The sequence below is a fragment of the Pseudomonas sp. LTGT-11-2Z genome (assembly GCF_003691445.1).
Classification (GTDB): Bacteria; Pseudomonadota; Gammaproteobacteria; order Pseudomonadales; family Pseudomonadaceae; genus Aquipseudomonas; species Aquipseudomonas monteilii.
Genome location: NZ_CP033104.1, coordinates 2,442,155 through 2,465,565 on the forward strand (window position 1 = coordinate 2,442,155; position 23,411 = coordinate 2,465,565).

General features: G+C 59.3%; 28 protein-coding genes, 2 tRNA genes and 1 pseudogene. 20 read left to right on the forward strand and 11 right to left on the reverse strand.

Going from position 1 to position 23,411, the window contains the following annotated elements; all coding sequences use genetic code 11:
- Positions 1 to 48 precede the first annotated feature (48 nt).
- The 3 genes from D8767_RS11320 to D8767_RS11325 are packed head-to-tail and all read right to left on the reverse strand — an operon-like array spanning position 49 to position 1,657.
- On the reverse strand, positions 49 to 1,125 hold the full coding sequence (locus D8767_RS11320) for a nitronate monooxygenase family protein (RefSeq protein ID WP_028699461.1): 1,077 nt from the start codon (positions 1,123 to 1,125) through the stop codon (positions 49 to 51).
- Positions 1,126 to 1,176: 51 nt separating this feature from the next.
- The gene (locus D8767_RS28685; protein WP_012051910.1) at positions 1,177 to 1,347 is read right to left on the reverse strand and encodes a hypothetical protein; all 171 of its coding nucleotides are present in this window, start codon (positions 1,345 to 1,347) and stop codon (positions 1,177 to 1,179) included.
- A gap of 7 nt (positions 1,348 to 1,354) precedes the next feature.
- On the reverse strand, positions 1,355 to 1,657 hold the full coding sequence (locus tag D8767_RS11325; RefSeq protein WP_003250918.1) for a DUF1883 domain-containing protein: 303 nt from the start codon (positions 1,655 to 1,657) through the stop codon (positions 1,355 to 1,357).
- Positions 1,658 to 1,816: 159 nt separating this feature from the next.
- On the opposite strand from D8767_RS11325, the gene D8767_RS11330 reads away from it, so the two are divergent.
- From D8767_RS11330 to D8767_RS11365, 8 genes are all read left to right on the forward strand, one after another.
- Positions 1,817 to 2,176 (forward strand): hypothetical protein, encoded by a 360-nt coding sequence (locus D8767_RS11330; RefSeq protein ID WP_016711419.1) that lies wholly within the window; start codon positions 1,817 to 1,819, stop codon positions 2,174 to 2,176.
- 77 nt (positions 2,177 to 2,253) lie between these two features.
- Positions 2,254 to 2,904, forward strand: coding sequence for a cytochrome c (locus D8767_RS11335; protein ID WP_016711418.1), 651 nt, complete (start codon positions 2,254 to 2,256; stop codon positions 2,902 to 2,904).
- On the forward strand, positions 2,901 to 3,815 hold the full coding sequence (locus D8767_RS11340) for a c-type cytochrome (protein ID WP_016711417.1): 915 nt from the start codon (positions 2,901 to 2,903) through the stop codon (positions 3,813 to 3,815). The genes D8767_RS11335 and D8767_RS11340 overlap by 4 nt, the downstream gene beginning before the upstream one ends.
- A gap of 250 nt (positions 3,816 to 4,065) precedes the next feature.
- A complete protein-coding gene (gene galU, locus D8767_RS11345; protein ID WP_016711416.1) occupies positions 4,066 to 4,905 on the forward strand; it encodes a UTP--glucose-1-phosphate uridylyltransferase GalU in 840 nt (279 codons plus the stop codon).
- A gap of 97 nt (positions 4,906 to 5,002) precedes the next feature.
- A complete protein-coding gene (gene gorA / locus D8767_RS11350) occupies positions 5,003 to 6,358 on the forward strand; it encodes a glutathione-disulfide reductase (protein ID WP_016711415.1) in 1,356 nt (451 codons plus the stop codon).
- A gap of 206 nt (positions 6,359 to 6,564) precedes the next feature.
- On the forward strand, positions 6,565 to 7,128 hold the full coding sequence (gene ahpC / locus D8767_RS11355; RefSeq protein WP_003250537.1) for an alkyl hydroperoxide reductase subunit C: 564 nt from the start codon (positions 6,565 to 6,567) through the stop codon (positions 7,126 to 7,128).
- A 126-nt stretch (positions 7,129 to 7,254) separates the two neighbouring features.
- Positions 7,255 to 8,817 carry an alkyl hydroperoxide reductase subunit F gene (gene ahpF, locus D8767_RS11360; RefSeq protein ID WP_016711414.1) on the forward strand — a complete coding sequence of 521 codons (1,563 nt, stop codon included), beginning with the start codon at positions 7,255 to 7,257 and terminating at the stop codon, positions 8,815 to 8,817.
- A gap of 168 nt (positions 8,818 to 8,985) precedes the next feature.
- Positions 8,986 to 9,174, forward strand: coding sequence for a hypothetical protein (locus D8767_RS11365; protein ID WP_016711413.1), 189 nt, complete (start codon positions 8,986 to 8,988; stop codon positions 9,172 to 9,174).
- A gap of 4 nt (positions 9,175 to 9,178) precedes the next feature.
- Here D8767_RS11365 and D8767_RS11370 read toward each other — a convergent pair whose 3' ends face one another.
- The 3 genes from D8767_RS11370 to nhaR form a co-directional block, all read right to left on the reverse strand.
- Positions 9,179 to 9,826, reverse strand: a complete 648-nt coding sequence (locus D8767_RS11370) for a YceH family protein (RefSeq protein ID WP_016711412.1) — start codon at positions 9,824 to 9,826, stop codon at positions 9,179 to 9,181.
- Positions 9,827 to 9,915: 89 nt separating this feature from the next.
- A complete protein-coding gene (gene sstT / locus D8767_RS11375; protein WP_121757723.1) occupies positions 9,916 to 11,127 on the reverse strand; it encodes a serine/threonine transporter SstT in 1,212 nt (403 codons plus the stop codon).
- A 90-nt stretch (positions 11,128 to 11,217) separates the two neighbouring features.
- On the reverse strand, positions 11,218 to 12,111 hold the full coding sequence (gene nhaR, locus D8767_RS11380) for a transcriptional activator NhaR (RefSeq protein ID WP_016711410.1): 894 nt from the start codon (positions 12,109 to 12,111) through the stop codon (positions 11,218 to 11,220).
- Positions 12,112 to 12,242: 131 nt separating this feature from the next.
- On the opposite strand from nhaR, the gene D8767_RS11385 reads away from it, so the two are divergent.
- Together D8767_RS11385 and D8767_RS11390 are read left to right on the forward strand one after the other, a co-directional pair.
- Complete coding sequence (locus tag D8767_RS11385; RefSeq protein WP_016711409.1) at positions 12,243 to 12,482, forward strand: hypothetical protein; 240 nt, start codon at positions 12,243 to 12,245, stop codon at positions 12,480 to 12,482.
- A gap of 29 nt (positions 12,483 to 12,511) precedes the next feature.
- Positions 12,512 to 13,264, forward strand: coding sequence for a TerC family protein (locus D8767_RS11390; RefSeq protein ID WP_003250551.1), 753 nt, complete (start codon positions 12,512 to 12,514; stop codon positions 13,262 to 13,264).
- Between the two features lie 45 nt (positions 13,265 to 13,309).
- Here D8767_RS11390 and D8767_RS28690 read toward each other — a convergent pair whose 3' ends face one another.
- Positions 13,310 to 13,486, reverse strand: coding sequence for a hypothetical protein (locus D8767_RS28690; RefSeq protein ID WP_016711408.1), 177 nt, complete (start codon positions 13,484 to 13,486; stop codon positions 13,310 to 13,312).
- Positions 13,487 to 13,709: 223 nt separating this feature from the next.
- Here D8767_RS28690 and D8767_RS11395 point away from each other — a divergent pair, with 223 nt between their 5' ends.
- Positions 13,710 to 14,387 (forward strand): peptidase C39 family protein, encoded by a 678-nt coding sequence (locus D8767_RS11395; RefSeq protein WP_063977459.1) that lies wholly within the window; start codon positions 13,710 to 13,712, stop codon positions 14,385 to 14,387.
- A 58-nt stretch (positions 14,388 to 14,445) separates the two neighbouring features.
- Here D8767_RS11395 and D8767_RS11400 read toward each other — a convergent pair whose 3' ends face one another.
- Positions 14,446 to 15,729: an FAD-binding oxidoreductase gene (locus D8767_RS11400; protein WP_009682777.1), complete on the reverse strand. Its 1,284-nt coding sequence runs from the start codon at positions 15,727 to 15,729 to the stop codon at positions 14,446 to 14,448.
- Positions 15,730 to 15,932: 203 nt separating this feature from the next.
- Between D8767_RS11400 and D8767_RS11405 the strand changes: the two genes are divergently transcribed.
- The 4 genes from D8767_RS11405 to D8767_RS11420 all read left to right on the forward strand — a co-directional run bounded on the left by D8767_RS11405 (position 15,933) and on the right by D8767_RS11420 (position 17,486).
- A tRNA-Val gene (locus D8767_RS11405) sits at positions 15,933 to 16,009 on the forward strand.
- A gap of 169 nt (positions 16,010 to 16,178) precedes the next feature.
- Positions 16,179 to 16,255 (forward strand) — tRNA-Val (locus tag D8767_RS11410).
- Between the two features lie 132 nt (positions 16,256 to 16,387).
- Entirely contained in the window at positions 16,388 to 16,957 is a 570-nt protein-coding gene (locus tag D8767_RS11415) for an SPOR domain-containing protein (RefSeq protein WP_016711406.1), read from the forward strand.
- A gap of 103 nt (positions 16,958 to 17,060) precedes the next feature.
- Positions 17,061 to 17,486, forward strand: a complete 426-nt coding sequence (locus tag D8767_RS11420) for a GTP diphosphokinase (protein ID WP_016711405.1) — start codon at positions 17,061 to 17,063, stop codon at positions 17,484 to 17,486.
- Between the two features lie 3 nt (positions 17,487 to 17,489).
- On the opposite strand, the pseudogene D8767_RS11425 reads toward D8767_RS11420, so the two are convergent.
- Both D8767_RS11425 and D8767_RS11430 read right to left on the reverse strand, forming a co-directional pair.
- A pseudogene (locus D8767_RS11425) lies at positions 17,490 to 17,825 on the reverse strand (endonuclease); the annotation flags it as partial.
- A gap of 270 nt (positions 17,826 to 18,095) precedes the next feature.
- Positions 18,096 to 18,557, reverse strand: a complete 462-nt coding sequence (locus tag D8767_RS11430) for a helix-turn-helix domain-containing protein (protein WP_016711402.1) — start codon at positions 18,555 to 18,557, stop codon at positions 18,096 to 18,098.
- A gap of 136 nt (positions 18,558 to 18,693) precedes the next feature.
- Between D8767_RS11430 and D8767_RS11435 the strand changes: the two genes are divergently transcribed.
- The 3 genes from D8767_RS11435 to D8767_RS29145 are packed head-to-tail and all read left to right on the forward strand — an operon-like array spanning position 18,694 to position 19,997.
- Positions 18,694 to 19,086 (forward strand): hypothetical protein, encoded by a 393-nt coding sequence (locus tag D8767_RS11435; protein ID WP_016711401.1) that lies wholly within the window; start codon positions 18,694 to 18,696, stop codon positions 19,084 to 19,086.
- A 48-nt stretch (positions 19,087 to 19,134) separates the two neighbouring features.
- Entirely contained in the window at positions 19,135 to 19,602 is a 468-nt protein-coding gene (locus tag D8767_RS11440) for a hypothetical protein (protein WP_016711400.1), read from the forward strand.
- A 5-nt stretch (positions 19,603 to 19,607) separates the two neighbouring features.
- Positions 19,608 to 19,997 (forward strand): hypothetical protein, encoded by a 390-nt coding sequence (locus D8767_RS29145; RefSeq protein WP_080578070.1) that lies wholly within the window; start codon positions 19,608 to 19,610, stop codon positions 19,995 to 19,997.
- 171 nt (positions 19,998 to 20,168) lie between these two features.
- Here the strand turns inward: D8767_RS29145 and D8767_RS28695 are convergent, their stop codons facing one another.
- The gene (locus D8767_RS28695) at positions 20,169 to 20,798 is read right to left on the reverse strand and encodes a hypothetical protein (protein ID WP_134792788.1); all 630 of its coding nucleotides are present in this window, start codon (positions 20,796 to 20,798) and stop codon (positions 20,169 to 20,171) included.
- A 189-nt stretch (positions 20,799 to 20,987) separates the two neighbouring features.
- Between D8767_RS28695 and D8767_RS11450 the strand changes: the two genes are divergently transcribed.
- Complete coding sequence (locus tag D8767_RS11450; RefSeq protein ID WP_163002506.1) at positions 20,988 to 22,082, forward strand: AAA family ATPase; 1,095 nt, start codon at positions 20,988 to 20,990, stop codon at positions 22,080 to 22,082.
- A complete protein-coding gene (locus D8767_RS11455; RefSeq protein WP_003117291.1) occupies positions 22,054 to 23,034 on the forward strand; it encodes an IS5-like element ISPa41 family transposase in 981 nt (326 codons plus the stop codon). Before D8767_RS11450 ends, D8767_RS11455 begins: the two co-directional genes overlap by 29 nt.
- Positions 23,035 to 23,411: the final 377 nt, after the last annotated feature.

Genomic DNA, 23,411 nt, shown 5'->3' on the forward strand with positions numbered 1-23,411 from the left:
GCGATAGGCCATTTGCGGGGAAGAGGGTCAGCCTGTTGAAGAAGAAGCCTAACGATAAACAACGGCCAGCGCCTTTTCGGCAATCGCCCGGGTCAAATCCCCGGCCGGCATGTGCCGCCCCAGCCGCAGCGCCTGCCCCGACCACAAGTTGCTGAAATCACTATTGCCCTGCGGCTCGGTAATCGCCCGCAATGGCATCAATGCCCCACCCGCCAGCGGGAAGCGCGGTGCAAGCGCGCTCATCGGCCCCAGCTCACGCATGATGCGGTTGTTGATGCCACGCGCCGGGCGCCCGGTAAACAGGTTGGTCAACGCGGTCTCGCTGGCGGGGGCACTGTCCAGGGCCTTGCGATGAGCCGGCGAAACCTTGGCCTCGGGGCAGAACAGGTAAGCGGTTCCGATCTGGACAGCCGAAGCGCCCAACGCCAGTGCCGCCACCAGGCCGCGGTGGTCACCGATACCGCCAGCGGCGATGACCGGCACACTGACCGCATCCACTACCTGCGGCACCAGGGCGAAGGTGCCGATCTGGCTGGTGATGTCATCGCTAAGGAACATGCCGCGGTGGCCACCGGCTTCGTACCCCATGGCAATGATCGCGTCACAACCGTGGCGTTCCAGCCAAACCGCTTCTTCCACCGTGGTGGCGCTGGACAGCACCTTGGCACCACTGGCCTTCACCCGTTGCAACAGTTCAGCCTGCGGCAGGCCGAAGTGAAAGCTGACCACTTCCGGGCGCAGTTGCTCGACCAGCTGGCAGCTTTGCTCATCGAACGGCGCACGGTTGGACACCGGCGTGGGTGCCGAAAAGTCGGCCCCCGTTTCACTGTAATAAGGTGCCAGGGCCTGCTTCCAGCGTACATCGCGCGCGCTGTCGGGCGCGGGTGGCTGGTGGCAGAAAAAGTTCAGGTTCAGCGGGCGGCCCGGGCAACCGGCGCGGAATGCGGCGATTTCCGCGCGTATCTGTTCGCCGGTAAGCATGGCGCAGGGCAGGGCGCCCAGCCCGCCTGCCAGGCCCACGGCGATGGCCATGGGCGAGCCTGTCGCGCCGGCCATGGGGGCCTGGAGAATGGGCAGCTCGATGCCCAGCAGGTCGAGGATTCGGCGGTCGGGCCAGTGGCTCATGCGGTTCTCCATGTGCGGGGCGGGCGGCGCTACAGGGGCTTGAAGCGGGTTTTACAAGGCCTTGCTGACCTGGATGTCGCTGATCTTCTCGGCGTCTTCGCCGTGGATCTTGCGCAGGGCTTCCAAGGCTTGCTCCTGAGAGGCATCTGGCATGAGTGCGAAGTCCCAGCGGCGCTGGCCGTCGAGCTTGTATTTGATGACGTACTTGATGGTCTGGGTCATGGGGGCCTTACCTGAGTTTCGACGACGAACGACGGATGATCTTGATCTTGTGGGTCAGGGTCGGCTTGCGGGTGACCGAGATCGGGCGGGTTGTGACAGTATCGATGGTGATGTTCCAGAAGCCCGTGCTGGGTACGGTGATTTTCGCCGGGAACTTCTCGAAATGGCCGCCGTGGTAAGTGTGACGGCCGCCATTCTTGAAGCTGCGGAAGTTGGCGTCGTTCATCAGGCGGATATTGCAGCGCTGGGAGCACTCGATGACGACGATGTCGTCCTCGTTCAGGTGCTCGCGCTGGTGTACGAATTTCATGTGATGCTCCGCAAGGTTTGGATCTGCAAAGGCAAAAGATACCACGATGTGCCGTTACACTGCCGCGCTGTTCACCCGGCGCAGATAATTCTGCCAAAGCAGGGAGCAAAACCGCCCGGCTGTGGTCGAACCGAACTCTTGAAGGCAGAGGTGTTGCAAATGAAGTGGATGGTGGCCGCGTTAGCGGTGACGCTCGGTGGCTGCGTGAGCGTTACGGAGCTGGAGCAATCACGCGAAACGCTGGATGTGATTTCTGGCAAGAGTCCGCGTGAATATGCCGACTGCGTCAAGCAGAAGCTGGCCGATACCCGCGACCCGCTGACTGAAGAGCAGCGCGGTGACGGCCTGCGGCTGATCGTGCCGCAAAAGCTCACGTCGGGTGCCGGGCCGGCAGCGCTTGTGGATATCGACAAGCGTGGCAGCGGTAGCAGTATCAAGCTGCACGAACGGCTGAACAACTTCCCCCTGCGCCTGGGCGATGTGCGCACCGCAGCCACCCAGTGCATCTCCGGACATTGATCTGAGGCAACGGACCTTCCGTTCTTTGCTTATATGTTTTAGGCCTAAACATATAACAAAAGAAAAGGAGTTTCGTGATGACACCGTTAAGACGCGTCGTGATCGGCAGCCTGCTGATCCTGGCCTGGCCGATGGCGCATGCCGCCGATGGCCAGAAAATCTTCACCCAGGGTGGGGCCAACCCCGCCGCCATGGCCTGCCTCGGCTGCCATGGCCCGGACGGCAAGGGTATTGCTGCTGCCGGCTTTCCTCGTTTGGCGGGGCTACCGGCCGGTTACCTCAGCAAGCAATTGCATGACTGGCGCAACGGCAGCCGCAAGCAGCCGGTGATGGAGCCGTTGGCCAAGGCCCTGAGCGACGATGAAATCAAGGCGGTCAGCCTGTACCTGGCCAGCCTGCCGGCAGACCCCGTTGGCGACCTGCGCCGCCAGCAGATTGCCGATGACCCTACCACTCGCATGGCCCTCTACGGCGACTGGAGCCGGCAGATTCCCGGCTGCGTGCAGTGTCACGGCCCCGGTGGTGGTGGGGTTGGCGAGCACTTCCCGCCCTTGGCCGGCCAGCCCGCCAGTTACCTGGTGGCGCAGCTCAATGCCTGGCGCGACGGTAGCCGCAGCAATGACCCCAACCAGCTGATGGTCGGCGTGGCCAAGGCCATGACCGATGACGAGATCAAGGCCGTTGCCGAGTTCTTCGCCCACCCCGTCAGCCAGGAGGTCAAGCCATGAAACCGATGATTCCAGCCTTGTTGCTGCTGGCCATGGGCAGCGCCCAAGCCGCGCCGATCGCCATGGAAGACCAGTCGCAGTTGAAGGTGCCCGATGTGCAGGTCGCGCCGCAGTTCATGCCGCCCGCCGAAAGCGAGTTGCCGGACAATGCCTTTGGCAAGATGGTGCGTGAAGGCCATGCCTTGTTCGTGGACACCCGTCGTTTGATGCCAGAGGCCGTGGGCAACGGCATGAACTGCAGCAACTGCCACCTTGATCAGGGGCGGTTAGCCCATTCGGCACCGTTGTGGGGCGCGTACCCGATGTACCCCGCGTACCGCAAGAAGAATGACAAGGTGAACACCTACGCCGAGCGTATTCAGGGGTGTTTCCAGTTCAGCATGAATGGCAAGCCGCCTGCTGCCGACAGCCCGCAGATGACGGCGCTGGCCGTGTACTCATACTGGCTTTCGACCAAGGCACCCATCGGCGTGGAGATTGCCGGGCGTGGTTACCCTGAGGTGCCGCAACCCAAGAGTGGCTACGACTTCAAGCGTGGCCAGCAGGTGTACCGCGAGCAATGCGCGATTTGCCACGGTGACAGCGGCGAAGGGCAGAAGGTGGCGGGCGAATACGTGATGCCACCGCTGTGGGGCAAGGATTCCTACAACTGGGGCGCCGGCATGCACCGTATCAATACGGCGGCGTCGTTCATCAAGTACAACATGCCGCTGGGCAAACCGGGCAGCCTCAGTGACCAGCAGGCCTGGGACGTGGCGGCGTGGATCAACCGTCATGAGCGGCCTCAGGACCCACGTCTGGTGGAGGGCTCCATCGAGAAGACGCGGGTGAAATTTCATGCCAATGATGGCGTGAATCTGTATGGGCAGAAGGTTGACGGGGTGCTGGTCGGGCAGGGCACGGGTAGTTGATGGGGGCCTGTGGCGGCCTCTTCGCGGCGGTTCGATGCCTCGATAAACCCGCGAAAAGGCCGGTACAGGCAACATTATTTTGCTTCATCCATCCGTCATGTATGACCGTAATATTTACGATCCGCCGGAACTATCTACACTGGGATATCTCTATGATGGCATCGGTCGATACCAGGGGGCATTGTAAGGTGACTGCCGCCTGATTAGACTGCGCCGAATTCCACAGGCCTAGCCTTTTGTAAGGACGTTTATGATCAAGAAATGCTTGTTCCCGGCAGCCGGCTACGGTACTCGCTTCCTGCCCGCTACCAAAGCCATGCCCAAGGAAATGCTGCCGGTGGTCAACAAGCCACTGATCCAGTATGGCGTTGAAGAAGCATTGGATGCTGGTCTGAATGAGATTTCCATCGTTACCGGTCGCGGCAAACGCGCGCTGGAAGATCACTTCGACATCAGCTACGAGCTGGAAAACCAGATCAAGGGCACCGACAAGGAAAAATACCTGGTCGGTATCCGTCGCCTGCTCGACGAGTGCTCGTTCTCCTACACCCGCCAGACCGAAATGAAAGGCCTGGGCCACGCCATCCTGACCGGTCGCCCGCTGATCGGCGACGAGCCGTTCGCCGTGGTGCTGGCGGATGACCTGTGCGTCAACCTCGAAGGTGAAGGCGTGCTGGCGCAAATGGTTGCGCTGTACAAGAAGTATCGCTGCTCGATTGTCGCCATCCAGGAAGTCGATCCGCAGGAAACCAACAAGTACGGCGTCATCGCCGGTGAAGAGATCAAGGACGGCATCTTCCGTGTCGACGCCATGGTCGAGAAGCCGAAGCCTGAAGATGCCCCATCGAACCTGGCGATCATCGGCCGTTACATCCTGACCCCGGACATCTTCGAGAAGATCGAACAGACCGAACCTGGCAAAGGCGGCGAGATCCAGATCACCGATGCCCTGATGAAGCAAGCGGCCGAAGGCAACGTGATCGCCTACAAGTTCAAGGGCAAGCGTTTCGACTGCGGTGGTGCCGAGGGCTACATCGAGGCGACCAACTTCTGCTTCGAGAACTTCTACAAGGCTGGCAAGGCTTACTGATAAGCCCTGCTGGTACAAGAGCCACCCTTCGGGGTGGCTTTTTTGTTTGCGGCGGCCAACGGCGTTATGCTGGGCGCCTGCCTAGGAGACTGAATACATGGCCTACGATTTTGATCTGTTTGTGATTGGCGCCGGTTCTGGCGGTGTGCGCGCGGCGCGCTTTGCCGCCGGCTTTGGCGCAAAGGTGGCTGTGGCCGAAAGCCGCTACCTGGGCGGTACCTGCGTCAACGTTGGCTGTGTACCGAAAAAGTTACTGGTGTACGGCGCCCATGTCGCTGACGAACTCGAGCAGGCCGCAGGGTTTGGCTGGACCTTGGAAGAGGGGCATTTCGACTGGGGCACCCTGATTGCCAACAAAAATCGCGAGATCGAGCGCCTCAACGGCATCTACCGCAACCTGTTGGTCAATAGCGGTGTGACCCTGCTGCAGGGCCATGCGCGGCTGACCGGCGCCAATGAAGTGGAAGTCGAAGGCCGGCGCTACACGGCCGAGCATATCCTGATCGCCACCGGTGGCTGGCCACAGGTACCGGACATCCCGGGTAAGGAGCTGGCTATCACCTCCAACGAAGCCTTCTACCTCAAGGACCTGCCACGACGGGTGTTGGTAGTGGGGGGCGGTTACATCGCCGTCGAGTTCGCCGGTATCTTCCAGGGCCTGGGGGCCGATACCACGCTGCTCTATCGAGGCGACCTGTTCCTGCGCGGCTTCGATGGCTCGGTGCGCACGCACTTGAAGGAAGAGCTGGAAAAGCGCGGCCTGAACTTGCAGTTCAACGCCGACATCCAGCGCATCGACAAGCTGGAAGATGGCAGCCTCAAGGCCACGTTGAAAGACGGCTGCGAGTTGGTCGCAGATTGTGTGTTCTACGCAACAGGCCGGCGCCCGATGCTGGACAACCTGGGCCTGGAGAACACTGGCGTAGAGCTTGATGCGCGCGGCTACATCCGCGTTGACGCGCAATACCAGACCACCGCGCCGTCGATCCTGGCGATTGGCGACGTGATCGGCCGTGTGCAACTGACGCCGGTGGCCCTGGCCGAAGGCATGGCCGTGGCGCGGCGCCTGTTCAAGCCTGAGCAATACCGCCCGGTGGACTACCAGAACATCCCCACCGCCGTGTTCAGCCAGCCACCGATTGGCACTGTTGGCCTGACCGAGGAGCAGGCGCTGGAGGCCGGGCATAAGGTGCAGGTCTTCGAAAGCCGCTTCCGCGCCATGAAGCTGACACTCACCGATATTCAGGAAAAGACCCTGATGAAGCTGGTGGTCGATGCCGACACCGACAAGGTGCTGGGCTGTCACATGGTGGGCCCTGACGCTGGCGAGATCATCCAGGGCCTGGGCATCGCCCTGAAGGCCGGCGCGACCAAGCAACAGTTCGACGAGACCATCGGCGTGCACCCGACGGCGGCTGAAGAGTTCGTGACCATGCGCACCGTTACCCGCTGATGCTAACGGCCTCATTGCTGGCTTGCCGGCAATGAGGCCCAAGCGCGGCCCGCAATCCTTTGCTCAGCCGATTCCCTTCTATTAATAGACCTCGGTTATAGCCAAAACCAATCGCAAGCATGAGCTTTGCCAATGAGCCTTCAGCGGGATGATTAGTTAGGATTCTATCCATCAACTGATTCCAACCCCATGAAGGAGCGTCTCTCATGCCAATCATCAACAGCCAGGTCAAACCGTTCAACGCCACTGCCTACCACAAAGGCGAGTTCGTTCAGGTCAGCGAAGCCGACCTGAAAGGCAAGTGGTCTGTCGTGTTCTTCTACCCGGCCGACTTCACCTTCGTATGCCCGACCGAGCTGGGTGACCTTGCTGACAACTACGCCGAGTTCCAGAAGCTGGGCGTGGAAATCTACGGTGTGTCCACCGACACCCACTTCACCCACAAAGCCTGGCACGACACCTCGGACACCATCGGCAAGATCGAATACCCGCTGATCGGTGACCCGACCCACGTCATCTCGCGCAACTTCGACGTGCTGATCGAAGAAGCTGGCTTGGCCGATCGCGGTACCTTCGTGATCAACCCGGAAGGCCAGATCAAGATCGTCGAACTGAACGACGGTGGTGTAGGCCGCGATGCTGCCGAACTGCTGCGTAAAGTGAAGGCTGCCCAGTACGTTGCCGCCCACCCAGGCGAAGTGTGCCCAGCCAAGTGGAAAGAAGGCGAAGCCACCCTGGCACCGTCGCTGGACCTGGTCGGCAAGATCTAAGGCCATGTGCATGTCGTGGGCGGTAGCCAGCCGCCAAAGCTGAAGTAGTCACCGCCCCGTAAAAGCGCCCGGGCGACCTCGCCTGGGCGTTTTTGTATCCGAGTTTTGAAAAAAGGAATCGCCCGTATGTTGGACGCCACGCTTAAATCGCAACTGAAAACCTACCTGGAGCGGGTCACCCAGCCGATCGAGATCGTTGCCTCCCTCGACGACGGCGCGAAGTCCCGCGAATTGCATGACCTGCTGGTGGATATTGCCAGCCTGTCAACCTTGATTACTCTGCGCGCGGATGGTGATGACGCCCGTCGTCCATCGTTCTCGCTCAATCGCCCCAATGGCGAGATCAGCCTGCGCTTTGCCGGCATCCCCATGGGCCATGAATTCACCTCGCTGGTGCTGGCGCTGCTGCAAGTCGGCGGCCACCCGTCCAAGGCGAGTGCCGAAGTGATCGAGCAGATCCAGGCGCTGGAAGGCGAGTTCACCTTCGAAACCTACTTCTCGCTGTCGTGCCAGAACTGCCCGGATGTGGTTCAGGCGCTTAACCTGATGGCGGTGCTCAACCCCAATGTGCGCCATGTGGCCATCGACGGTGCGCTGTTCCAGGCAGAAGTGGAAGCGCGCAAGATCATGGCGGTGCCGAGCATCTACCTGAACGGTGAAGTGTTTGGCCAGGGCCGTATGGGCCTGGAAGAAATCCTCGGCAAGATCGACACCAGCGCCGGTGCTCGCCAGGCCGAGAAGATCAACGCCAAGGACGCCTTTGATGTGCTGGTGGTCGGCGGTGGGCCAGCCGGCGCGGCAGCGGCTATTTACGCCGCACGTAAAGGCATCCGCACCGGCGTCGCCGCCGAGCGTTTTGGCGGCCAGGTGCTCGATACCCTGGCCATCGAGAACTTCATCTCGGTGCAGGAAACCGAAGGGCCGAAGTTGGCCACGGCGCTGGAAGAGCACGTCAAGCAGTACGACGTGGACATCATGAACCTGCAGCGCGGCGAAGCACTGATTCCGGCCACCGATGGTGGCCTGCATGAAGTACGCCTGGCCGGCGGCGCCTCGCTCAAGGCCAAGACCGTGATCCTGGCCACCGGCGCCCGCTGGCGCGAAATGAATGTGCCGGGCGAGCAGGAGTACCGCGCCCGTGGTGTCGCCTACTGCCCGCACTGTGATGGCCCGCTGTTCAAGGGCAAGCGCGTAGCGGTGATCGGTGGTGGCAACTCGGGCGTGGAAGCGGCCATCGACCTGGCCGGTATCGTCGCCCAGGTGACGCTGATCGAGTTCGACAGCCAACTGCGGGCCGATGCGGTGTTGCAGCGCAAACTGCACAGCTTGCCGAACGTGAAAGTGATCACCAGCGCGCTGACCACCGAAGTGTTGGGCAATGGTGAGAAAGTGACGGGGCTGCGTTACCAGGACCGCACGACGCAAGCGCAACACGAAGTGGCGCTGGAAGGTATCTTCGTGCAAATCGGCCTGCTGCCGAACACCGACTGGCTGAAAGGCACCGTCGAGCTGTCATCGCGTGGTGAGATCATCGTCGATGCCAAGGGTCAGACCAGCATCCCGGGTGTGTTTGCGGCCGGTGACGTAACGACCGTGCCGTACAAGCAGATCGTGATTGCGGTGGGCGAGGGGGCCAAGGCCTCGCTGGCAGCCTTCGACCACCTGATCCGGACCTCGGCGCCGGCGTAAGCCCGTACCGGCCCTTCGCGGGTAAACCCGCTCCTACACAGGCCTCCACCGCCTTTGAATAAGGTGGAGGCCTGTGTAGGAGCGGTTTTACCCGCGAATGCGTCAGAACAGACAGAGCTTAATCTGAGGGTGTCTATGATTACAGCATCCCCCTCAGGAATCACATCCATGACCCTGATCAGCCGCGAACCCTGGTGGTTAGTCCCTCCAAAGCCCGGGCAAAAAGAGCAGGACCTGCACTGGGGTTACCTGGAAATCTATGCCGACGGCCACACCGTGTTCGTCGACCAGCGCCCCAGTGACCGGGAGCTGGCCGAGCGCAAGAGCTGCCGCAACTTCCCCGACCCGGAGCCGTGACGGCTCAGCCTTCGAGCTCGGCCAGGCGTGCCTCCAGCGCCGCGATGCGGGCTTCCAGGGCTTCGATCCGTTCCTCCGACACACTGGCGCCACTGCTGCGCGCGCCACCTTCCTGCTGGCGTGCAGCGAGGATTGCCTCGATTTCCGCCGGGTCGCCCAACGCATGGGTGTAGCGGTCTTCACGCTGGCCGGCCTGGCGCGGCAGGTGCAAGGCCAGATCCCGCGATATCAGGCGATCCAGCTGGTGCTGGATCTGCTCGGTGTCGTCGAAGTCGTGCAGGCGGTTACTGCGGGTCAGCAGTTCGTTGAGGGTTTGCGGGCCGCGCAGGAACATCAGGCCCATCAGCACCAGTTGGGCCGGTACCAGCTCCAGGGCCTTGTCTACCCGCTGTTCCCAGCGATCGGCACGGCTGCCCATCTGCAGGCGGGTCATGCCTTGCCCTTCGAGGGCACGCAGGGCCTGGCCGACCTGGCCTTGGGTAAGGTTCATCACCGGCTCGCGGCTGGTCTTCTGGTTACAGGCCAGGACCAGGGCATTGAGGGTCAGCGGGTAGCTTTCCGGGCTGGTGGCCTGCTTTTCGATCAGCGAGCCGAGAACGCGGATCTCGATGCTGTTGAAGCGGCCTTCACCTGCGGTTTCGTGTTCTGACATGGCCCTGTCTCAATGGCTGGGGAAAGGCCACTAGGGTAGGTAAAGCCACCGCGTAAGGCAATTGGGGCCGCGATGCGGCCCCGACAATCTCAAGCGTTGCGTCGTTCTTCGGCTTGGCACGCCGCTGCCGTGAACAGCGCATCGGTCGAAGAATTCAGCGCCGTTTCGGCCGAATCCTGCAGCACGCCGATAATGAAGCCTACCGCCACCACCTGCATGGCAATTTCACTGGGGATGCCAAACAGGCTGCACGCCAGTGGAATCAACAGCAGCGAGCCCCCGGCCACGCCCGAGGCACCGCAGGCGCAAACGGCTGCCACCACGCTGAGCAGTACGGCAGTTGGCAGGTCCACGGGAATGCCCAAGGTATGCACCGCCGCCAGCGTCAGCACGGTAATGGTGATGGCCGCACCGGCCATGTTGATGGTGGCACCCAGCGGGATAGACACCGAGTAGGTGTCTTCGTGCAGGCCAAGGCGCTCCGAAAGAGCAAGGTTGACCGGGATGTTGGCCGCCGAGCTGCGGGTGAAGAACGCGGTAATGCCGCTTTCGCGCAGGCACAGCAGGGTGAGTGGGTAGGGGTTGCGGCGGATTTTCCAGAACACGATCAGCGGGTTCATGATCAGCGCCACGAACAGCATGCAGCCAATCAGCACCGCAAGCAGGTGCAGGTAGCCGAACAGGGCGTCCAGGCCAGATTGCGCCAGGGTGGAACTGACCAGGCCGAAAATGCCCAGCGGGGCGAAACGGATGACAACCCGCACGATCAGCGTGACGCCGTTGGACAGGTCTTCGACCACGGTGCGGGTGGTTTCACCGGCATGACGCAGGGCCACGCCAAGGCCGATGGCCCAGGTGAGTATGCCGATGAAGTTGGCGTTGAGCAGGGCGTTGACCGGGTTGTCGACCGCGCTCAACAGCAAGTTTTGCATCACTTCAGCGATACCGCCCGGTGCGCTCAACGTGGCCTCGCCAGTACTGAGCGCCAGGTGGGACGGGAACAGCATGCTGGCGACCACGGCTACCACTGCCGCGGCGAAGGTGCCCAGCAGGTACAGCCAGAGGATCGGGCGGATATGGGTTTCCTGGCCGTGGCGATGGTTGGCGATCGAGGCCATGACGAGGATGAACACCAGTACGGGCGCCACCGCCTTCAATGCGCTGACGAACACCTTGCCGAGGAAGGCCAGGTCGCGGGCAACGGCGGGCGCCAGAAGGGCCAAGGCAATACCGGCAAGCAGGCCAATGACGATCTGCGTCACCAGGCTGGTTCGGTTGAGTAGGCGAAGTACAGGGGACATGTGCAGCACAATCTCATTATTGTGAAAGGGCGCGACTTTAGCACAGAGCGTGGCGGCGCAGCCTCGGCTGTGTCGTCGCAGGGGCCAACGTCACCAGTGAAACAACTCCCGCCGTGCGCCTTCGGTAATCGCCACGATCCCCGGGTGCTTGACCTTGCGTTCCACCGAAATGGCATAGAACGACTCATGCACGGCCTCGGTCTGACCGATCAGTTCCACGCCATACTGGCGGCACACTTCGTCGGTAATCACGCTGGGGGCGACGAAAATGCCGCTGCCTGACTGCCCGAACGCCTGCATCAAGGCACTGTCATCGAACTCGCCCACGATCCGTGGCTGCACCTGTTGCTCGCCTAGCCAGCGCAGCAGGCGGCTGCGCACCACGGTCTCCTGGCCGGGAACGAGCAGCGGTGCATCCTGCAGGCAAGCCGGGAAGGGGCCGTCCAGCCGTTGTGCCAGCGTTGGGGTGGCGAAGAAGCTCAGGCCGCATTCGCCCAGCTTCTGGCTGTAGCCTTTGATGTCCAGGTGGCTGGGCATGGGGCTGTCGGAAATCACCAGGTCCAGGCGCTGGATGGCCAGGTCTGCCAGCAACCGCTCGAGTTTGTCTTCGCGGCAGTTGATGCGCAGCACCTCATCCAGCTCCATCGTAGGCGCCAGCAGGCGGTAGACGATGGATTTGGGCACCACGTCGGCCACCCCCACGCGAAACAGAATCTGCTCTTGCGGGCCGGCGCGCAGCATGGCTTCCAGCTCACCGCCGAGCTGGAACATCTGCTCGGCATAGACCAGCGCCTGGCGGCCTGTCTCGGTCAGCTCCAGCTGCCGGCCTGCACGCTGGAACAGCTCCAGGCCATAGGTTTTCTCGAACAGGCTGATCTGCCCGCTGATGGTTTGTGGTGTGAGGTTGAGCTGTTCGCTGGCGCGGGTGATGCTGCCCGTCTTGGCCACGGCCCAGAAGTAATGCAGTTGGCGATAGTTGAGCACCGTCGGTCGCCCCGATTCGTTAAAACCGAAGTATACGCCATGAAAATACGAATTTTCCTGAACTATTGGCGTCTCTAAAATGCACGGCATCAGGCGCTATGCGCCGCCGGGATATTTCATGCGAGGACACCATGCTACAACTCAAATCCATTGGCACCCCGTTGGTGCTGGCGTTGGCCCTGTTCACGCTTGCGGGTTGCGACCAGGCCGAGAAATCCGCCCAGCAGATGCTCGACCAGGCGGCGCAGTCGGCCAAGCAGGCGATCGACGACACCAACAAGGCCGCCCAGCAGGCCTTGAGTGAGGCCATCGGCAAGGAAGGCCACACGCCTGAAGATGCCGACAAGAAAAAAGACACTCAGGAAATCTGACCCCCAACCGCCGCTGCAGGATTTGAACAATGGAATACTTGCTGGAACTCGCCGCTAGCCCTACCGCCTGGGTTGCCCTGGCTACGCTGGTGGCCATGGAAGTTGTACTGGGCATCGACAACCTGATCTTCATTTCCATCCTGACCAACAAGCTGCCAGTGGAATACCGTTCCAAGGCGCGACGCATTGGTATCAGCATGGCCTTGGTCATGCGCCTGGCCTTGCTCAGCACGGTGGCCTGGATCGTTCAGCTGACCGACCCGGTGTTCGAAGTGTTCGGCAACGCCTTCTCGTGGAAGGACGTGATCCTGATTGCCGGTGGCCTGTTCCTGCTGTGGAAGGCGACCAAGGAGATTCACGAAAACGTCGACCCGCACGGCGCCAAGGAAGAAGCCAAGGTGTCGTCGACGGTTACCTTGGGCTTTGCGGCGGCGATCTTCCAGATTTTGCTGCTGGACATCGTCTTCTCGGTGGACAGCATCATCACCGCCGTGGGCATGACCGAGCACTTGCCGATCATGATCATTGCCGTGATCACGGCTGTAATCGTGATGATGGTGGCCGCCGATCCGCTGGCCAACTTCATCAATGACAACCCGACGGTGGTCATGCTGGCCCTGGGCTTCCTGATCATGATCGGCATGACACTGATCGCCGAAGGCTTTGGTGCCCATGTGCCGAAGGGGTATGTGTATGCGGCCATGGCGTTCTCGACCGCGATCGAGGTCCTCAACATCCTGGCTCGCAGGGCGCGATTGAAGCGTGAGGCGGCTGAAGGTTGATAAAAATACGGGGCGCCATGCGCCCCGTTCGCTGTTTCTGAACGCTTAGTGTACCCCGGCATGCCGCCGCGCCCGGCGCACAGGCTGTGGCTTGGCGGAGGCCTGCGGTGGCAGGTGGTGGTGGGAATGACGCCGCACGATACGCAGTACACCCCACAGCATGGCGGCTGCAACGCTCAGCCACATGCCCACCAGCATGAGGATTGCCATGGTCAGGCTCATCTGTGCCTCCATCTCCAAGGGCAGCGCACGGTCAGCCGGCGCTTGCCTGCCAGACACTGCTTTAGTCTAGCCCTTCACCTGTGACGTTCCATCGAACAAAGGTCTATCTCTGGGTCCGATTTGCTCTAAGCCGCTGTCGGGCTATACCCGCGCCGCTGTGGGACCTATGATCGTTGGTCAGAGCCAGGCGCTGCCTGCCTGGCGTTGAAACAAGCGAGCGTCCATGCAGCAACATTCCTTCAAAACCGTCCCCCGTCGGCTGCTGGCTGCCTGCCTGATTACGGCCAGCCTGGCCGGCTGTGCCAGTGCGCCACCCGCCAACCTCAAGGGCCTGCCGCAGCGTGTCGAGATCAGCAGCGTGCCGTTCTACCGTGGCAACGCCAACCACAGTGGCGCCATGGCCCTGGCCGCCGTGTTGTCGCAGCAGGGCGCGCCCATCACCCCGGGGCTGCTGGACAAACCGTTGAACCTGCCTCAGGGCGCCGAAGCGCTGGACACCGGCATTCCTCGCGTGGCGCGGGACTACGGCATGGTCGTGTACCCGTTGGACAAGCAGCTGGACGCGCTGCTGGCCCAGGTGGCGGCTGGCAACCCGGTGCTGCTGCGTTATGAGGACGGTTCGGCGTGGTGGGGCGAGCCGCGTTATGCGGTGCTGATCGGCTATGACCGTTACAAGCAACGGGTGCTGTTGCGCTCGGGCATGCACCGGCGGCAGGTGATGGCGTTCGATGACTTTGCCTCGGCGTGGGCGAAGCAGGGGAGTTGGGCGGTACTGGTACAGCCGCCACGGCAGCTGCCGGCCCAGGTGGATCGGCAGCGCTGGCTGCAGGCTGCGGATGAACTGGCGCGGGCGGGGCAGGAGATTGCGGCGAAGCAGGCCGTCAATAGCTTGAACAAATAGTTTTGCCTGTACCGGCCCTTTCGCGGGTAAACCCGCGAAGAGGCCAGTCCCGGCTACATCAGAAGCCCAGACGATCGCGCAGGCTGTAGTACCAGGCACCGATGGCGCTGAACGGCACGCGCAGCATCTGCCCACCCGGGAACGGGTAGTGCGGCAGGCCGGCGAAGGCGTCGAAACGCTCAGCCTGGCCACGCAGGGCCTCGGCCAGCACCTTGCCTGCCAGGTGGGTGTAGGTTACGCCGTGGCCCGAGCAGCCCTGGGAGTAGTAGATGTTGTCACCGATACGGCCAACCTGCGGCAGGCGCGACAGGGTCAGCAGGAAGTTACCGGTCCAGGCGTAGTCGATCTTCACGTTCTTCAGCTGCGGGAAGGCCTTGAGCATCTTCGGACGGATGATCGCCTCGATGTTGGCCGGGTCACGCGCGCCGTACACCACGCCGCCGCCGAAGATCAGGCGCTTGTCGCTGGTGAGGCGGTAGTAGTCGAGCAGGTAGTTGCAGTCTTCGACGCAGTAGTCCTGCGGCAGCAGGGTACGTGCCAGTTCTTCGCCCAGAGGCTCGGTGGTGATCACCTGGGTACCGCATGGCATGGACTTGGCGGCCAGTTCCGGTACCAGGTTGCCCAGGTAGGCGTTGCCGGCGACGATGATGAACTTGGCGCGTACTTTACCTTGTGGCGTGTGTACGACCGGGTTGGCACCACGTTCGATGCGCACCGCCGGGGTTTGCTCATAAATGATGCCGCCCAGCGACTCGACCGCAGCGGCTTCGCCCAGGGCCAGGTTGAGCGGGTGGATGTGGCCGCCGCTCATGTCCAGCATGCCGCCGACATAGCTGTCGCAGGCGACCACTTCGCGGATGCGCTTCTGGTCCATCAGCTCCAGCTGGTTGTGGCCGAAACGTTCCCACAGGCGCTTTTGCGACTCCAAGTGGCCCATCTGCTTGCTGGTGAGGGCGGCGAACACGCCACCGTCTTTCAGGTCGCACTGAATGTTGTACTTGGCCACGCGCTCACGAATGATGCGGCCGCCTTCGAAGGCCATGTGGCCCAGCAGTTGCGCCTGCTTGGGGCCAACGGTGCGTTCGATGACGTCAATGTCGCGGCTGTAGCTGTTGACGATCTGGCCGCCGTTGCGGCCCGACGCGCCGAAGCCGACCTTGGCCGCTTCGACGATGCTTACCTTGAAGCCGTTTTCCAGCAGGAACAGGGCGCTGGAAAGGCCGGTGTAGCCGGCGCCGATGATGCACACATCGGTTTCCACCTCACCCTGCAGCGCCGGACGTGGCGGCACCGGGTTGGCCGAGGCGGCGTAGTAGGACTGGGGGTAGGGGGTGTTAGCCATGCTGCAGGAACCTCGTGTTTTATATTTTTAACGAATGTACCGATGCTATCAATAATAATAAACACCCGCTAGTCGTCTGATGAAAATCCTTTACGGGCTAGCTGCCAGCCCATCTATCTATAAAGAGTTTAAGATTCAGTAGCTTAGCGCGAAAAAAAGTGTTGACAGGGTTTTAGGAATGCGTAGAATGCGCACCACACGACAGGCACATAGCTCAGTTGGTTAGAGCACCACCTTGACATGGTGGGGGTCGTTGGTTCGAGTCCAATTGTGCCTACCAAATCGAAGAAGGGGTGATCCGCAAGGGTCACCCCTTTTTTCATTGCCCGGTTTCGGGTGCAGCAAACCGTTGCAGGGGCGCGAAGCGCTTACATTCGAAAGTTTTTGATTTTTCTCAATAAAAAGCTTTACAGGTGTGCATTCGATCTCTAATATGCGCACCACACGACAGGCACATAGCTCAGTTGGTTAGAGCACCACCTTGACATGGTGGGGGTCGTTGGTTCGAGTCCAATTGTGCCTACCAAATCCGAAAAGGGCGATCAGAAATGATCGCCCTTTTTGCATGTGCGCGTGAAGCAGCGTGTAACGTTTGGTCGCGGTTCGGGACAGAGGTCGGCGTGCTAGAATCCGCCCCTTCGAATCTGGAGGTACACGCGTGCGCAAACTGGCTGTGGTAATGGCAGTGCTCGCCCTGGCGGGCTGTGAGAACGAGGTCGAAGGCGTGCACAAGCAGGTGGCCGAACACCTGCACAACCCCAAAACCGCAAAGTTCGGTAACGTGCGGATCGACACCCAAGGCACCATCTGCGGCCAGGTCCGTGGCAAGGATGATGCCGGGCAGTACGAAGCCTACCGCAGCTACGTGGCGATCAAGCGCGATGGCCAGTACGACATCATCGTCGACGACACCGGTAACAACCTGCGCATCCGCGAGATGTGCGGCGGTGCCGACCTGCAGCGCCGTGCCGAGGCGCTGGCAGACCAACCGGCACCCGAGGGCTGGGATGTAGAGGTGGTTCAGGGCGCCAACATGGGCGCGTTGAGCGACATGACCGCACGGCTTATCGAAAAGGGCATCCCGTCTTCGGTGGAATACCGCGACGGCAAGCCAGTGGTGCTGATGGGGCCGTTCCCTACCCGCGAAGAAGCACAAGCGCGCAGGGATGAAGTGATGGCCAAGCTGGGCACCGATTCGGTGGTTATCCAGCACGGGGCCACACGCTAACCGCTCCTGTCAGCCCCGCAAGGCACAGTTAACCGTGCGCTAGACAATGTTCACACAAGTTTGGCTATGCTTGGAGTGACGATGCCGAACGGGGAGGGGCCTCATGTCTACACTGGAGCGGGCCATTGCCGTGGCCGCCAGGGCGCATGAAGGGCAATACGACAAGGGTGGGGCGGCTTATATTCTCCACCCGCTACGCGTGATGATGCGGGTGTCCACACCCGAACAACGGATTGTCGCAGTACTTCACGATGTGATCGAGGACACCTCGCTGACCCTGTCCGACCTGGCGCGCGAGGGTTTCGCGCTTAAAATCCTTGCAGCCTTGTTGGCGCTCAGTCGCCGCGAGGGTGAGGCTTATCAGGACTTCGTGGTGCGTCTGGGCGATGACCCGCTGGCGCGAACCGTCAAACTGGCCGATCTGGCCGATAACAGTGATATTTCGCGCATCCCTTGCCCTGGCCCCGCCGACCTGGCGCGGTTGGCCCGCTACCGGGAAGCCAGCGCCTATTTGCAGGCGTTGGTCTGAGGTTCAGCCGCAGGCCTTGAGGTTGACCGGCCCGACGAACTCATTACCCCGGCCCATCACGCAAGCTACCTGCTGGTTGCGTTGCCGCTCCCATGCCTGCGGCGGATAGGTCTTGTTCCAGGCCTCGAACAACTGGCGGTCCTGCCGGGACAAGCGCAGGTTGTACTGTTTGCTCATGTAGAAGTAGGTGCGGGCGATCATGCCGCGTATCGAGGGGCGTGGCATGACCTTCTTGGCTTTGAAGTCGACCTGGGTCAGGCAACTGCCATACTGGCCGCGTTGCTCCGGCAGCCAGCCGAAACTGAAGTTGCTGCGGTCGCCATTGACTTGATTATCCGAGGCAGCCCTACATTGACATTTTGGAATGTCGAGAAAAAAACCCTAAAAATCAATGATATAAAAGGATTTTTAACGCGATATGCAGAGTGCTTTTATCTGTCAATGTTGACATTTTGGCTGTCGAATTGCTTAGATTTTTTCCGACGAACGGTATTGGTGACGCGCTTGTTCACAGTTATGGAGCGAAATGGCTACCTCGCTTTACGCCCTCTCAAATAAGGCCAGCATGCCGAAGCTTGGCTTGAGCCTCCGCTTTATCAGTGAGAAGAATCAACTGTCAGATACTTGGTGCCATAGGCGTCGTAATGTGGCCTCAGGGAGCCCAAGCTGCCTGGCAGCCTCAGCCTGAGTAGCACCCTCTCGCTTCAATGCTCTAATGGCGTCTCTCTTGCGTTCTGCATCGATCATCGCGGGTGTCTTGGTGGGCTGCTGCTGATGGTTCAAGACGACATCCGCAAGCTCCAACTCCTCGAGTTCTGCCAAAACGTCGGTAAGTAATTCGCGTGGCGTGCGCTGGCCATAGCAGGCGAGGGCAAGGGTGATTAGAGATCCAGGCTGCATCCTCATTGCTCTCGCGAGTTCGCAGCTCACGTCGATTGTCGCAGTTGTCTTAGCGGACTCCAGTTGGCTCACATGGGACTGGGCCACGGTATTTGAGATGTCCGATTGAGTCAGACCCTTCTGATGACGCAGCAGCCTTAGCACTGCCGCGAACGAGTAGCGCAGCGACATCCATCCATTCCCTAAAAGCAGACGGTATGACGTGTTTGCTAGGCGCCGCACAAATCTATATATTGATACGTGTGACGCAAGAGACGAATCCGCTGCGCTTAAGATGCGTTCAGGTGGGGCACCGTTAGGAGGATGTATGAGTGGCGCCATCAATGATGGACTGATGGGAGAGGGTGTCAGCTTGATGGGCTGCGAGCTCGAATTAGCTGATGTGCTTATCCTCGCCAGGCAGCACTACAAGTGGATGCCTCTTTGCGTTGTCGAGGAGTGGGTGATCTTGGATGCCATCCTCACTGAAGATGAGCTGGCCAAGGTAGCTTCGGCTGGATGCCAGCCCATGTTCCTGTTTGCCCACAAGGTTGTTCACGATGAACAGCGGCGTTTCGAGCCGGGAGAATGGGTTAGGTCAACAATCGCTCAGACCTTCAAGGATGGATATTTATTCGGGACGCGGAATACGGTCTACGTGCTTAAGGGCTCTGGTTATCGTAAGTCGTCCACCTTGCAAGGCATCTTCTCAATCTTTTAGGAGTCACGGCCCCGCTCGTGACGACTCGACTATTCCAGAGATCAAAATATGTTCCGTTCCCACCAAGCTGACATGGCCGGAATCCCTGGCATGTTTGGCGACGGGCTGATGCATTGGCATAGTGTATCCAGAGCTCTCGCTACCCACTGGTATCACGTTAGCGTTCAGCGTTTCGATGATGGTCAATTCAGGAATCATACGGAAATGCCCAACGATGAGGCCCGACTCGTTGAGCTGTTGTTAGCCCAAGATCAGAGCCTGATTGTCCGGGAAGTCCAAGTGGTCACACCCGGCTGGATGAACAAAGGTGGTGGCTGGAAGATGGAAAATCTGACGTCTCTTTCGATGGGCTTCAATAAAGCAGAGGTGCCCATCTGTGTTCTCGAGGTCGAGAGCGGAAAAGTATACGTCGACACCCATGAGCCTGAACTCGATGTGGGGTCTCTGAAAGGATTGAAAGAGCTGTACCGGCGCAGCCCTGTAAAAGCTGCTGCAGCCGAGATGGCGGGGGCGTAATAATCATGACAGACATCAGCACGGTTTCAGTCGACTACCATGTTAAGCGTTACTCTGATTTTGACCTGCTTCGAATTGCTCGAGCTGTCGGGCAGGAGTATGAGGACGAGGTCACCGCGTACTTGTTGAACGTTCAAATACACGCATGCAGTGCGGTAGGCGTGGTGTATGGACATGCCCGAAAAGGGCCATATGGGCGGTTTTCGGATGGTCACTTGATACGGACTTCGGACATCCAGAAGGTAGAGAGGGAAGGGCGGTTCTGGGTTATTACCACCGTCAATTCCCGCTACGTCGCGGCTACCTTTAAGCGAGATGGTGGTCGGAGAAGCCTCCGCGAGTTCAGGCTCCTTGCTGGAGGCGGATATCTCCCATCACCGAATCGGCTTCACTGATTTATACGCAGGGGGCGTGCCGCTGATAGCGGCCAGGCTGTCGTGAACCGAGCCATGGCGTTCCGCCCAGTCTCGGCCCTGTCGGGCTGACAGCCTTCACGCCTTCGGCCTTCCTGGCCTGCGCGCTCCGCTTGCTTAGAGAGCGCGTTCTTCATAGCCCCACTTGTCTGGCTAGATACTGTGTTTAGTGGCAAAGGTAACCCACTTAAAGAACTCAGGGTCTTTGTTGGTATAGGTAACACTGTGAGGGTATTCATAACGTTGGCTATCTTTGCCATTGATTTTTAGTGTTACGCTTCCTTTTCTCCAGTGAAAATTAACCTCACGCAACCACCTATCGCCGGCTTCGTTCTTGTGATCTATCTCGATGTCGCATGGATGCCTGCCAGACCATCTGTCTGTAGCACTTAGAAATAGGTGCGCTACGTCAATGTAAATTTCAACCATCTCTTGTTCTGGAACGGTGAAGTCATGTTCGGTGTCGTTTCTTGCTTTATTAAGCTTTTCGAGTACGGAAAGCGAAGGAAGTCCGCACTTCTTTAAGTATTCGGATAATGCATGGAAGTTTCTAAGTCTTTTAAGTGAGACTGCTCCGAAGCCTAGGCATACATCCTCCATTCTCATGTGCAGAGCACGCTTCGCATTTGATAATGCGTTGATAAGATGCCTTGGAGTGTTACCGTCTGTAAGATCCTGCCTGGCGAAATCTAAATACTCTTCGGCGGATGGACTTTGGCGGCAGTGGTACACGCTCCATAAGAATGAAATGTAGTCTGGGTCAATATCCTCTGGGTCAAACATGTGTCGAGCTCGTCGTGCCGAAGAGTAGTTCAATATCCTACCATGATGGCTTGTTGCTATGTGCAGGCCGCCTGGTGGTTAAAGCTTGAATGCACGAGGTAAAGCGCACTGGCCCAGATGGCACGCTGTGCACATTGTCGATCAGAAAGCTGCTCGCTACTCTTTCGGTATCTATGGAGGCGGATACCTATGTCCCTTATCAGTCCTAGCGATCTCAAAAATCTGAGACGATCTCTCAGGCTCACCTGTGAGCAGGCGGCGATTTCTATCGATATTAAGGCTAGGGCTTGGCGAAGCTACGAGACCTCGGCGGACTGCAAATCTCACAGGACGATCCCAGAGCGAAGCCTTCGTGTCTTTTGTGAGCGCCATGGTGTGCCCTATCCGCCGACTTCGAACGACGGTAGGTTGCTGTCTGTGGGTTGCAAGATCATCAGCATCACAGCCTATAAGGGCGGAGTAGGAAAATCCCCCATTACGGTCGATGTGGCCACGGAGTTGGCGAGGCGTGGAAGCCGCGTGGCAATCATTACGGGAGATGTGGTCTACAGATGTAGCATGGGTGACGAAATGCGTGAGCATCGTCGGCTGAAGATTAAAAATAGCCCTGTGACGTATTTCGATGAGTCCGATGTGATCCTGTATTCAGCGGAACTTCGTGACCTTGAGCGCAAGCTTGAAGAAGACCTTGCTGGGACGGGCGTTCTAGATCCTGGCGAAATTCGATTTTGCTACGGATATCAAATTGAGAGGATCAAACGGAAAAAAGTAGCCAGCCATGCGTTGTCTACCCTTGTTAAAGAATATGATTATATTTTGCTGGATCTGAATAGAGATATGTACAGGACGCTGTTGCTTTCGAATGTCATAGCCTTGGTGCTAGATAATCGTTGCCTGTCTTCGATATGGAGTGCTGAGCAATATTGTGAGGATATCATAGCGATGAATGGTGGGCGTCCGGTGTCTCACTTATATACGCTTATCACTAATCATGCTCCGTGTGGGGATGGTACGGAATATCTTGAGTATATAGATGATGAGGCGGACGCGGAGCAGGTTCGTAGAGAGGTAATTGAATCCTATGAGCATCAATCCGAAGTTTACCTTGAGGCGCGAAAACTGAGAGTGCCGATGTTGCGTACGTTTATGACTAAGGCGCATTCCATGGAGATTGCGAGATACAACAGCACTAGGGAATCTCCGAACAAGCCTTCAGTTATGCGAGAATCCCCGCAACACCTGATCCGAGCCGCCCATGAGCCAGATGAGCTTTTCCGACTTTGAGTACGCCGGCAAGCGCAAGCAAACCCGCCGAGAGCGCTTCCTCGCCGAAATGGATCAGGTGGTGCCCTGGGCAGGCCTGCTGGAGCTGATCGAACCGTTCTACCCCAAGGCCGGCGGCGGTAGAAAACCCTATCCTCTGGAAACCATGCTGCGCATCCATCTGTTGCAGAACTGGTTCTCCCTGAGCGACCCGGCCATGGAGGAAGCGCTCTACGAAATCACGCCCATGCGCCAGTTCGCACGCCTGACGCTGAGCGCGCCAATCCCCGAAGACACCACGATCATGAACTTCCGGCACTTGCTGGAGAAGCATCAGCTCGCACCGGCAATCCTTGCGGTCATCAATGGTTATCTGCAGGAAAAAGGCCTGTCGCTGCGCCAAGGCACCATCGTCGATGCCACCATTATTCATGCCCCCAGCTCGACCAAAAATAAAGAAGGCAAGCGTGATCCCGAGATGCACCAGACCAAGAAAGGCGGTCAGTATTTCTTCGGGATGAAGGCGCACATCGGTGCCGATGTCGAGTCCGGCCTGGTGCATCACGTCCATGGCACCGCTGCCAATGTGGCCGATGTCACGCAGGTGGCTGAACTGCTGCATGGCGAAGAAAACGCCGTGTATGCAGATGCCGGTTACACCGGTGTCGAAAGGCGCGAAGAGCATGAAAATCGGGGGGTGATCTGGCAGATTGCAGCGCGTCGCAGCACCTATTCCAAGCTGAACCAGCGCAGCGTACTGTACAAAGCCAAGCGCAAGATCGAGTTCTGCAAGGCTCAGACACGGGCCAAGGTCGAGCATCCGTTTCGCGTGATCAAGCGGCAGTTTGGTTACGTGAAAATACGTTTTCGTGGGCTGATGAAAAACACGGCTCAGTTGACCACGCTGTTCGCCCTGGCAAACCTGTGGAGGGTTCGAAAACAGCTCATGGGTATGGGTGAGGTTCGCGTTTAACACGGAGAACCGGTCGAAAAAGCTCTCCGTACATGATTTTTCGGTCACTTTTCGTCCAATGACGCTGTAGGTGCCTGGAAAATTGCAACTTGCCGCGGCTGCACGACAAGTTGATCGGAGCATCCCTAGAGGTTTTTGGGACGGTTACTGCTATTTTGATTCGGTAGTCGACTTCGCTCCAGACTCACTGGCTAGCGACGAGATTCGTCGGCTTACCGATGAGCTGATTGACTGCGTTACAAGGGAATATCATGGGATGGTGTACCTACCTAGATCAGCCTAGGCCGAGTTTATCGCGCTCCGCTCGTACGCAGGACATCGCATTAGGGTAGTGGCCCTCTACCATCACTGTGTGAAATGAGCTTATCCTCCTCCCA

Bases quoted from the DNA above. Each gene is read 5' to 3' on its own strand.
- D8767_RS11320 (WP_028699461.1), bottom strand. From the start codon at position 1,125: ATGAGCCACTGGCCCGACCGCCGAATCCTCGACCTGCTGGGCATCGAG.
- D8767_RS28685 (WP_012051910.1), bottom strand. From the start codon at position 1,347: ATGACCCAGACCATCAAGTACGTCATCAAATACAAGCTCGACGGCCAG.
- D8767_RS11325 (WP_003250918.1), bottom strand. From the start codon at position 1,657: ATGAAATTCGTACACCAGCGCGAGCACCTGAACGAGGACGACATCGTC.
- D8767_RS11330 (WP_016711419.1), top strand. From the start codon at position 1,817: ATGAAGTGGATGGTGGCCGCGTTAGCGGTGACGCTCGGTGGCTGCGTG.
- D8767_RS11335 (WP_016711418.1), top strand. From the start codon at position 2,254: ATGACACCGTTAAGACGCGTCGTGATCGGCAGCCTGCTGATCCTGGCC.
- D8767_RS11340 (WP_016711417.1), top strand. From the start codon at position 2,901: ATGAAACCGATGATTCCAGCCTTGTTGCTGCTGGCCATGGGCAGCGCC.
- galU (WP_016711416.1), top strand. From the start codon at position 4,066: ATGATCAAGAAATGCTTGTTCCCGGCAGCCGGCTACGGTACTCGCTTC.
- gorA (WP_016711415.1), top strand. From the start codon at position 5,003: ATGGCCTACGATTTTGATCTGTTTGTGATTGGCGCCGGTTCTGGCGGT.
- ahpC (WP_003250537.1), top strand. From the start codon at position 6,565: ATGCCAATCATCAACAGCCAGGTCAAACCGTTCAACGCCACTGCCTAC.
- ahpF (WP_016711414.1), top strand. From the start codon at position 7,255: ATGTTGGACGCCACGCTTAAATCGCAACTGAAAACCTACCTGGAGCGG.
- D8767_RS11365 (WP_016711413.1), top strand. From the start codon at position 8,986: ATGACCCTGATCAGCCGCGAACCCTGGTGGTTAGTCCCTCCAAAGCCC.
- D8767_RS11370 (WP_016711412.1), bottom strand. From the start codon at position 9,826: ATGTCAGAACACGAAACCGCAGGTGAAGGCCGCTTCAACAGCATCGAG.
- sstT (WP_121757723.1), bottom strand. From the start codon at position 11,127: ATGTCCCCTGTACTTCGCCTACTCAACCGAACCAGCCTGGTGACGCAG.
- D8767_RS11385 (WP_016711409.1), top strand. From the start codon at position 12,243: ATGCTACAACTCAAATCCATTGGCACCCCGTTGGTGCTGGCGTTGGCC.
- D8767_RS11390 (WP_003250551.1), top strand. From the start codon at position 12,512: ATGGAATACTTGCTGGAACTCGCCGCTAGCCCTACCGCCTGGGTTGCC.
- D8767_RS28690 (WP_016711408.1), bottom strand. From the start codon at position 13,486: ATGAGCCTGACCATGGCAATCCTCATGCTGGTGGGCATGTGGCTGAGC.
- D8767_RS11395 (WP_063977459.1), top strand. From the start codon at position 13,710: ATGCAGCAACATTCCTTCAAAACCGTCCCCCGTCGGCTGCTGGCTGCC.
- D8767_RS11400 (WP_009682777.1), bottom strand. From the start codon at position 15,729: ATGGCTAACACCCCCTACCCCCAGTCCTACTACGCCGCCTCGGCCAAC.
- D8767_RS11420 (WP_016711405.1), top strand. From the start codon at position 17,061: ATGTCTACACTGGAGCGGGCCATTGCCGTGGCCGCCAGGGCGCATGAA.
- D8767_RS11430 (WP_016711402.1), bottom strand. From the start codon at position 18,557: ATGTCGCTGCGCTACTCGTTCGCGGCAGTGCTAAGGCTGCTGCGTCAT.
- D8767_RS11435 (WP_016711401.1), top strand. From the start codon at position 18,694: ATGAGTGGCGCCATCAATGATGGACTGATGGGAGAGGGTGTCAGCTTG.
- D8767_RS11440 (WP_016711400.1), top strand. From the start codon at position 19,135: ATGTTCCGTTCCCACCAAGCTGACATGGCCGGAATCCCTGGCATGTTT.
- D8767_RS29145 (WP_080578070.1), top strand. From the start codon at position 19,608: ATGACAGACATCAGCACGGTTTCAGTCGACTACCATGTTAAGCGTTAC.
- D8767_RS28695 (WP_134792788.1), bottom strand. From the start codon at position 20,798: ATGTTTGACCCAGAGGATATTGACCCAGACTACATTTCATTCTTATGG.
- D8767_RS11450 (WP_163002506.1), top strand. From the start codon at position 20,988: ATGTCCCTTATCAGTCCTAGCGATCTCAAAAATCTGAGACGATCTCTC.
- D8767_RS11455 (WP_003117291.1), top strand. From the start codon at position 22,054: ATGAGCCAGATGAGCTTTTCCGACTTTGAGTACGCCGGCAAGCGCAAG.